Origin of the sequence: Carboxylicivirga marina (assembly GCF_016612505.1) — a bacterium.
GTDB lineage: Bacteria > Bacteroidota > Bacteroidia > Bacteroidales > Marinilabiliaceae > Carboxylicivirga > Carboxylicivirga marina.
Map to the genome: position 1 here is coordinate 86,042 of NZ_JAENRR010000016.1, position 7,523 is coordinate 93,564.

Below are 7,523 nucleotides of genomic sequence, written 5' to 3' on the forward strand. Positions count from 1 at the left end.
TTATATTGGCAATGAAAAGCTGAAAGTTGAGCCAATATTAACTCTGGATTCAACACTGATTTCGCCTTTCATTATTTCTATATACTTTTTACAGATTGATAATCCCAGGCCAGTGCCATTATGCATCTGGCCTTTATTTTCTGCCTGAAGGAATCGATCAAATATTTTATCTTGAAACTCCGCAGGGATACCTATTCCTGTGTCGCTTACTGATAATTGCACAGTGTTTTTGTGAGCTTGTAATGCAATGGAGATTGTTCCATTTTGAGTGAATTTAATAGCGTTGTTGATCAGGTTGGTTAATATCTGCCGAATTTTTGCTTCATCGTTATATAGGAATACCTCTTTATCTGGTACTTGTACCTGTATTGTGTTGTGTTGAATGTTAGCAGCATGTGAGAAAAAGTTTTGAAGCTCCTGAACTAAATGATTCGCGTTAAAATGCTGACAGTTAAGTTTTACCTGCCCGGTTTCAATGCGTGAAATTTCAAGGACATCATTAATGATGTTTAATAACTGATGTCCGCTATTAATGATGATATCCAGATAGTCATCTTGCTTTCCATTTTTTTCAATATCTGATTTTATAAGTTCAGCAAAGCCAATGATTCCATTCATTGGTGTACGAATTTCATGACTCATATTGGCCAAAAAAGCAGACTTTAGACGATCGCTTTCTTCCGCCTTTTCTTTTGCTAATCTTAATTCTTGATTGGTCTTGATAAGAATCTTTTCAACTTTTTTTCGCTCTCTTAGGTCTCTTATAATGGCCAAATAGTAATTGGCATGCGGACGCTTAGAGTTCATTTCAACAGGTATAAGTTGCCCGTTTTTTCCTTGGATATCACGCTCTATTAGAACCGATTGCCCTTCGTTAATTAAATCGAAGCGAAGTGGTTTTTCTTTAATGGTTTCCGGGTTAAAAATGCATTTAATGTGTTTGTTAAGTATGTCTTCACTATTGAAGCCAGTCATGTTTAAAAATGCCTGATTGACCTCAATTATTTCGCCTTTAAGATTGCCAATGAGTATCCCATCTCCTGCATTTTCAACAACCTCCCGGTATTTTTCTTCGTTGGAAACAAGTGCCTGCTGGGCCTTTTTGTACTCCGTAATATCCCTTACTGAAGTTATTCTAACATTCTTATTGCGATAAGTGTAGTTCTGCCCTTGAATTTCCGCAATAAACTTCGTGCCATCTTTTCGCTTTCCAATGGCTTCGTATTTTCCATGAAATTCTGTACGAATATTAGATTTCACCAACTCATGCGATGACTCATCAAAAACAAGTGTCGCAAATTGACCAATTAATTCTTCACGCGTATAACCAAAAAGCTCACAACCACTCTTGTTAGCTTCCATGCATATTCCTTTTTCAGTAATAAAGATACCTTCGTTGGCTGCTTCTGATAAAGCTCTGAATCGTTCTTCACTATCTTTAATTTCCTGATTGTATTCTTTCGAGGCATTGCGCTCAAGTATATCCTCAAGCTCTTTTATGCGGTTAAGTAAATCATTATATGATGGCTGATTCTGCATTGGCGATTAAACTAGTCATTGGTTTAATCAATATAGTAAAAAAAAATAAGGTATAATAAGTTAGTGCTTACTCTCAGTGATATTGTTCATACTATGTGAGTAGAAAGTCTATCTCGTCGCTCAGGGTACCAAGTCGTTCTTTAGTCGGAATCCAGTGTCCTTTTTCGATCAGGTGCTTCTTAAGTAGTAAGAAGTATGTAAATGGAAATTCATCTTTTTGCCATTTCTGTTCATAATTTAATAGACCGTCTTTTTTGAGCATGATGTCTAATTGATGAATTATGGCATAGTAAAAATCCAACAATCCAATGGCTGTTTCTAAAACTAGTTTTCCTGATGTTTCATCAAAGAAATCCTCAAAACGAATAACCTTTACGTGAACAGTATGTCCGTCTTCTGTTGAAAGTACCCATTTTAGTGCCCCATTTTCTTCATACCAATCAACCCAGCTGACGTTATCTTCACCCCAAATGTGAGAAGGCTCAAATACCAGATTAATCATGCCTTTTAATAAATCATGAAGAGGGTTGCTGTTGTTGGTGAGTCTAAAATTAACCTTCTGATCATTGGCTGTAATGGCTCCTTCGGCCAATCCTACTGCAACTAGATTATATGTGAAATGAAAAGGAAACTTCATATCAGTATTATCATCAAATAAATGCTTACCATCCTCTGTTGCTCTGGGATTCACGATCTGAAATGGGTGTTTAAGCGTTTGGTTTTGTTTATAATCAGCTTAAATATATGAAAGATGTTTGATAGTTAGACTAAATTATTTCTTTTTTTGACTTATAGACAGATGTTTAAGGTCATTCAGACTATATCCCTGACGAATTAAAGCTTCTGGTTTCATGAGTTCATTCAATTCCTTATTGTCGATATATTTAAGTTGCTTGTTTGCTTCATAAACGGAAGTGTTTGTTTTTTTCATATATGCAGCTAACTCCGAAGCTTTGTGGTATCCAATGTATGGTGTAAGTGCTGTGGTAACCGAAGGATTAAAGTAGGTTTGGTGCACCTTGTTCGACTCGCTGTTTAGTTTGATGTTCTGAATGAGGTTCTTATGCAAAGAATTATTGCATGAAATTAATAGTTTTAACGAATCCAATAATGCATGTCCGATACTTGGCAGGTAGGCGTTTAAATCCAGACAGCCCTGACCGCATAGCGAAGAAATAAGCTGATCGTTAGCATATATTTTATGGACAGCACTGATGACAAACTCGGGAATGACTGGATTGATTTTTCCGGGCATTATCGAACTTCCTACTTGCCGTTGTGGAATCGATAGTTCTTTATTAACAAATAAATCAGAACTTAATAACCTCAGGTCGTTAACCATTTTCTCCAGGTTGACGGCGTGCGCTTTTAGGGTTGCATGTACTTCAACAAACCTGTCGAGGTTTGATGTTGCATCACTTAGGTTTTCACTGCGCGTAATTGGCAAGCTAGTGAGTTGCTGAAGCTCATTTACCACCTGCATTATGAAATAACGGGGAATGCTGATACCTGTACCTATGGCGCCACCACCCATGTTCACTTCTTTGATTCGTTCCTGGCATTTTGATACGCGCCACCAATCGCGTGAAAGGGCATTGTTGTAATTGCTAAACAATTTATCGTAAGTGCTTGGTACAGCAGCTTGCATTTGTGTATATCCTTGGCGAATCGTATTTCTACAGGAGCTTTCCTGACGTTCTACTTCATGGCGAAGGTTATTTATTGAATCTTCTAACGTATTGAGTAACTGCATAGCTGCAACCGTGAGGGCAGTTGGAATTACATCATTGGTAGACTGATAGATGTTAGCATGCTCAAACGGGTCAATGATCTCATAATTACCTAATGGACGCTCTAATTTCTTGAGAGAAGCATTGGCGATTATCTCATTTACATTCATGTTAATTGAAGTTCCGGCACCGCCTTGGATAGCCGGAACAATGAAATGCTCAAAATATTTGCCAGCATCTACCTCAAGTGCACTCGCAGTTAATGCACCAATAATATTATCATCGATAAACTTTATTGGCAAACTTTCCATTTCAAATTTGTCATTGGCAGCCAATTTAAACTTTTGGTAAGTCTTGTAGCAAGCCAGTTTAACAGTGCCAACGGCTTTGTACCATTCAACAGAAAAGGCTGTGTTGTTTGGAAAATTCTCAACTGCCCGCACCGAATGAATACCATACATTGCTTCATCCGGAAGAGATTGTTCTCCTATAAAGTCTTTCTCTATTCTCATTCTATCAGTTCATCGGGCGCGCATAGGCCAATACATCATCTTTGGTAATTGTTTCCTGACTAAGAATAATCAGGCGTTCAATTACATTTCTGAACTCACGGATGTTGCCAGTCCAGTTGATGGTCTTAAGTTCGTCAATGGCATCTTCGGTAAAAGTTTTAATGCCCATGCCAAGTTCATCGCAGATAATATTTTTAAAATGTTCGGTTAGTAAAGGAATATCCTCTTTACGATCATTAAGGGCTGGTACATGTATAAGAATAACACTTAATCGATGGTATAAATCCTCACGGAAATTGCTATTGGCAATTTCTTCCTTTAAGCTTTTGTTAGTTGCTGCTAATACTCTTACATCTACTTTTATATCTTTATCGCTACCCACACGGCTCACGATGTTTTCTTGCAAAGCGCGTAATACTTTAGCCTGTGCCGGAAGGCTCATGTCGCCAATTTCATCTAAAAAGATGGTACCACCGTTGGCTTGTTCGAACTTACCTTTGCGTTGTTTATGTGCCGATGTAAAAGCACCTTTTTCGTGTCCAAACAATTCACTTTCAATTAGTTCGGATGGGATGGCGGCACAGTTGACCTCAATAAAAGGTTGTCCGGCCCGATTGCTTTTTTCATGTAACCAACGAGCAACTAACTCTTTGCCGGTTCCGTTTTCACCAGTTATTAGTACACGGGCATCGGTTAGTGCTACTTTGTCAATCATTTCCTTCACTTTCGCAATGGGCTCCGATTCGCCAATCATGTCAAAGGTCTTGCTCACTTTCCGTTTTAATACCTTAGTTTCGGTAACCAAATCTTTCTTTTCATTGGCATTACGAATCGTTACCAACATGCGATTTAGGTCGAGTGGTTTTTCAATAAAATCGTATGCGCCTTTTTTAATGGCTTCAACAGCAGTATCAATATTGCCATGACCAGAAATCATGATGACTGGTGTATCCGGGTTTAGTTGATGTAATTTGTCGAGTACTTCCATGCCATCCATATTTGGCATTTTTATATCGCAAAGTACAATGTCATATTTGTCAGCCTTAAATTGTTCCAGTCCAAGTTCTCCGTCCTCGGCTAAATCAACTGAGTGATTTTCGTATTCGAGTATATCTTTAAGCGTATTTCTGATGCTCCGTTGGTCATCAATTACTAATATTTTTGCCATGATTATGAGTTATAGTTGGTTTTTTATAATCTGTAAAATGGTGCCTTCCTTTAATGCAAAGGCACATTGCCATATTTCTTTAATGTCAAATTCTTTAACGATGAAGTTAATAAAAATACTGGCTAAAACAATCATTTCTACACGATGTAAATCCATGCGCTTCATTTCTTTACGTTGCTTTGCATTAGATTTTAAGAAGAGCTTGTGCATTTTTTCAGCATAGGAAAGCGGAATGAAGTAACTCATTACCTTTTTCATATCTAAATGAGGGTGGTGCTCAGCCGCAATCATACCTGAAATCGTGTCAAATGAACCAGATGAACCGATGAGTGTTTTCGTTGGATATCTTTCTATTGCTTTGTAAAGCAATGTAAGCTCTGATTTGATGTACTCCTCAACTTCTTTTATCTCTTCATCAGTTATTGGATCTGATGGCTGAAAACGATCCAGAAGTCGGGCTATACCGAGGTCAAAACTATGTTTCCAGAGAACGCCATCTTTATTGGCTATTATAAACTCATTGGAACCACCGCCAATATCCAAAATAATTACTCGTTCATTGCCTATTGGGATAACTTGTTTTACGCCATCAAAAATTAGTTCAGCCTCTTTTTGACCGTCAATCACATTAATGTCAAGCTCAAGTTCGTGCTTAACTTTTTCAACAAATTCCTGACCATTTTTGGCGCTACGTATGGCAGCTGTGGCCATGCAAATGACTTTATCTGCATTGTATTGTTTGATGGTTGTCAAATGGGTTTCGAGGGCTTTTATGCCTCGCTCCATGGCTTCAGGCAGAATTCTTTTATCGTTGATGCCTCCTTTGCCCAACTTGGCCGGGTATTTATTCTCTGTTAATATCGTGTAGCTATCATCTTTTTGTTCGGCAATAAGCAGGTTAAAAGTGTTGGTTCCTAAGTCTATAATGGCTATTCTCATAAATTGCGTTTCTTTGGGAGGCCTAAATTACATAAAATAGGCAGCACAAACGAAAAGAGGTTGTTTCAAAATATAAGAAACAACCTCCTAGAGTATATGTTTAGTTCTTTTATTTACCAGAATAGCGGAACCATTTCCAAAGCTCTTTATATGACACTTTTTTACCGTACATAAGTATGCCAGTGCGATAAATTCGGCCAGCAAACCATGTAGTGAATACAAAGGTGCCAACTAAAATTATCATCGATAAAATGAGTTGCCATACGGGTGGATCGAAAGGTATTCTTGCCATCATAACAACTGGTGATGTAAATGGAATCATTGAAAACCAAAATGCGAGGTCGCCATCGGGGCTGCGAAAGGCGGCCATTGCCACATAAATAGATAAAATAAGTGGCATCATTACAGGCATCACAAATTGCTGACTATCTGCCTCATTGTCTAAAGCAGCACCCAGTGCGGCGAACAGGCTGGCATACAGCAGGTATCCGCCAAGGAAATAAAAGACAAAGGATAATAAATTAGCCCAAAGGTCCAGGGTTAGTATTTTATCAAAAATATTATTGATACTTTCTCCTATCTCTGCCACTCTATCATCGGCCATTTGTTGATCACCTATAGTCTGTTCTATGCCAATTGCTGATTGAGAATTGTTTTGGTTTGACGAGCCCGAGAATATTGCATTTATTCCAGTAGCTATCATAAGTGTTAAAATAACCCAAAGCATAAACTGGGTTAATGCAACAAGTGCTATACCTATTATTTTACCCATCATCAACTGAAAAGGTTTGACAGAAGAAACGATAACTTCCACAATGCGGTTAGTCTTCTCTTCCATTACGCCTCGCATAACTTGCATGCCGTATACTAAAACGAACATATAGATGAGCATCGCAAAAAAGATGGCCGCAATCATAACGACAATTTCAGAGCTTTCTTTCTCTTCTCCATCTTTTCCTATCTTAATCATCTTAATGTTAACGCGCACATCATGAATGGTTTGGATAATGTTGTCAAGCCCATCTATTTCATAACTATTGAGTTTTTCTTTCTCCAGATGCCTTTCGAGGTTTCGGGATATATATTCTTTTACATCAATGGTTACTTGTTTGTCTGAATATATCTTGATAGCATCCGGATTGGCTAACAAATCATCTTCTATCATGACATAGGCATCGTAGCCATCATCTTTGAATGATGAACCAATGGCTTCAGAGTTTGAATTATCTAACCAATGAAACTTCAAATATTCGGTGTCTTTTACTTGGTTGGTATATTTAGAAGTTTGGTCAACAATGGCAATTGTTTTTTCACCCGTGTTTTCCATTGAAGCGAACCAGCCTGGCAATACCATCATGGCACCAAATAAAATAGGACCAATAATGGTCATTACAATAAAGCTCTTCTTTTTAACTCTTGTGGTGTATTCGCGTTGTATAATAAGTGAAATCTTACTCATAAGGGCTTATTTTTCAGGATTAGACAGATTGCTTTGTTCAACTACTTTAATGAAGATGTCATTCATGGTTGGCAATACTTCTTGCAATCCATGTATTTCGTAACTACTCACGTACTATTGTATTCTTCTAGATTAAGCAAACAGCTTCATTATTATTAGCTGCATTAAGGTGTAGA

7 protein-coding genes are annotated in these 7,523 nt (G+C 37.8%); all 7 read right to left on the reverse strand.

What is annotated here, in order from left to right; translation table 11 throughout:
• On the reverse strand, window positions 1-1,539 hold the full coding sequence (locus JIV24_RS09080) for a PAS domain-containing hybrid sensor histidine kinase/response regulator (RefSeq protein ID WP_200464716.1): 1,539 nt from the start codon (window positions 1,537-1,539) through the stop codon (window positions 1-3).
• A 91-nt stretch (window positions 1,540-1,630) separates the two neighbouring features.
• The gene (locus JIV24_RS09085; protein ID WP_200464717.1) at window positions 1,631-2,230 is read right to left on the reverse strand and encodes a hypothetical protein; all 600 of its coding nucleotides are present in this window, start codon (window positions 2,228-2,230) and stop codon (window positions 1,631-1,633) included.
• Window positions 2,231-2,311: 81 nt separating this feature from the next.
• Window positions 2,312-3,781 (reverse strand): lyase family protein, encoded by a 1,470-nt coding sequence (locus JIV24_RS09090; RefSeq protein ID WP_200464718.1) that lies wholly within the window; start codon window positions 3,779-3,781, stop codon window positions 2,312-2,314.
• A gap of 4 nt (window positions 3,782-3,785) precedes the next feature.
• The gene (locus tag JIV24_RS09095) at window positions 3,786-4,949 is read right to left on the reverse strand and encodes a sigma-54-dependent transcriptional regulator (RefSeq protein WP_200464719.1); all 1,164 of its coding nucleotides are present in this window, start codon (window positions 4,947-4,949) and stop codon (window positions 3,786-3,788) included.
• A gap of 9 nt (window positions 4,950-4,958) precedes the next feature.
• Entirely contained in the window at window positions 4,959-5,888 is a 930-nt protein-coding gene (locus JIV24_RS09100; protein ID WP_200464720.1) for a Ppx/GppA phosphatase family protein, read from the reverse strand.
• Window positions 5,889-5,997: 109 nt separating this feature from the next.
• Entirely contained in the window at window positions 5,998-7,347 is a 1,350-nt protein-coding gene (locus JIV24_RS09105) for an ABC transporter permease (RefSeq protein ID WP_200464721.1), read from the reverse strand.
• Window positions 7,348-7,353: 6 nt separating this feature from the next.
• Entirely contained in the window at window positions 7,354-7,458 is a 105-nt protein-coding gene (locus JIV24_RS22405) for a DUF4162 domain-containing protein (protein ID WP_234445766.1), read from the reverse strand.
• Window positions 7,459-7,523: the final 65 nt, after the last annotated feature.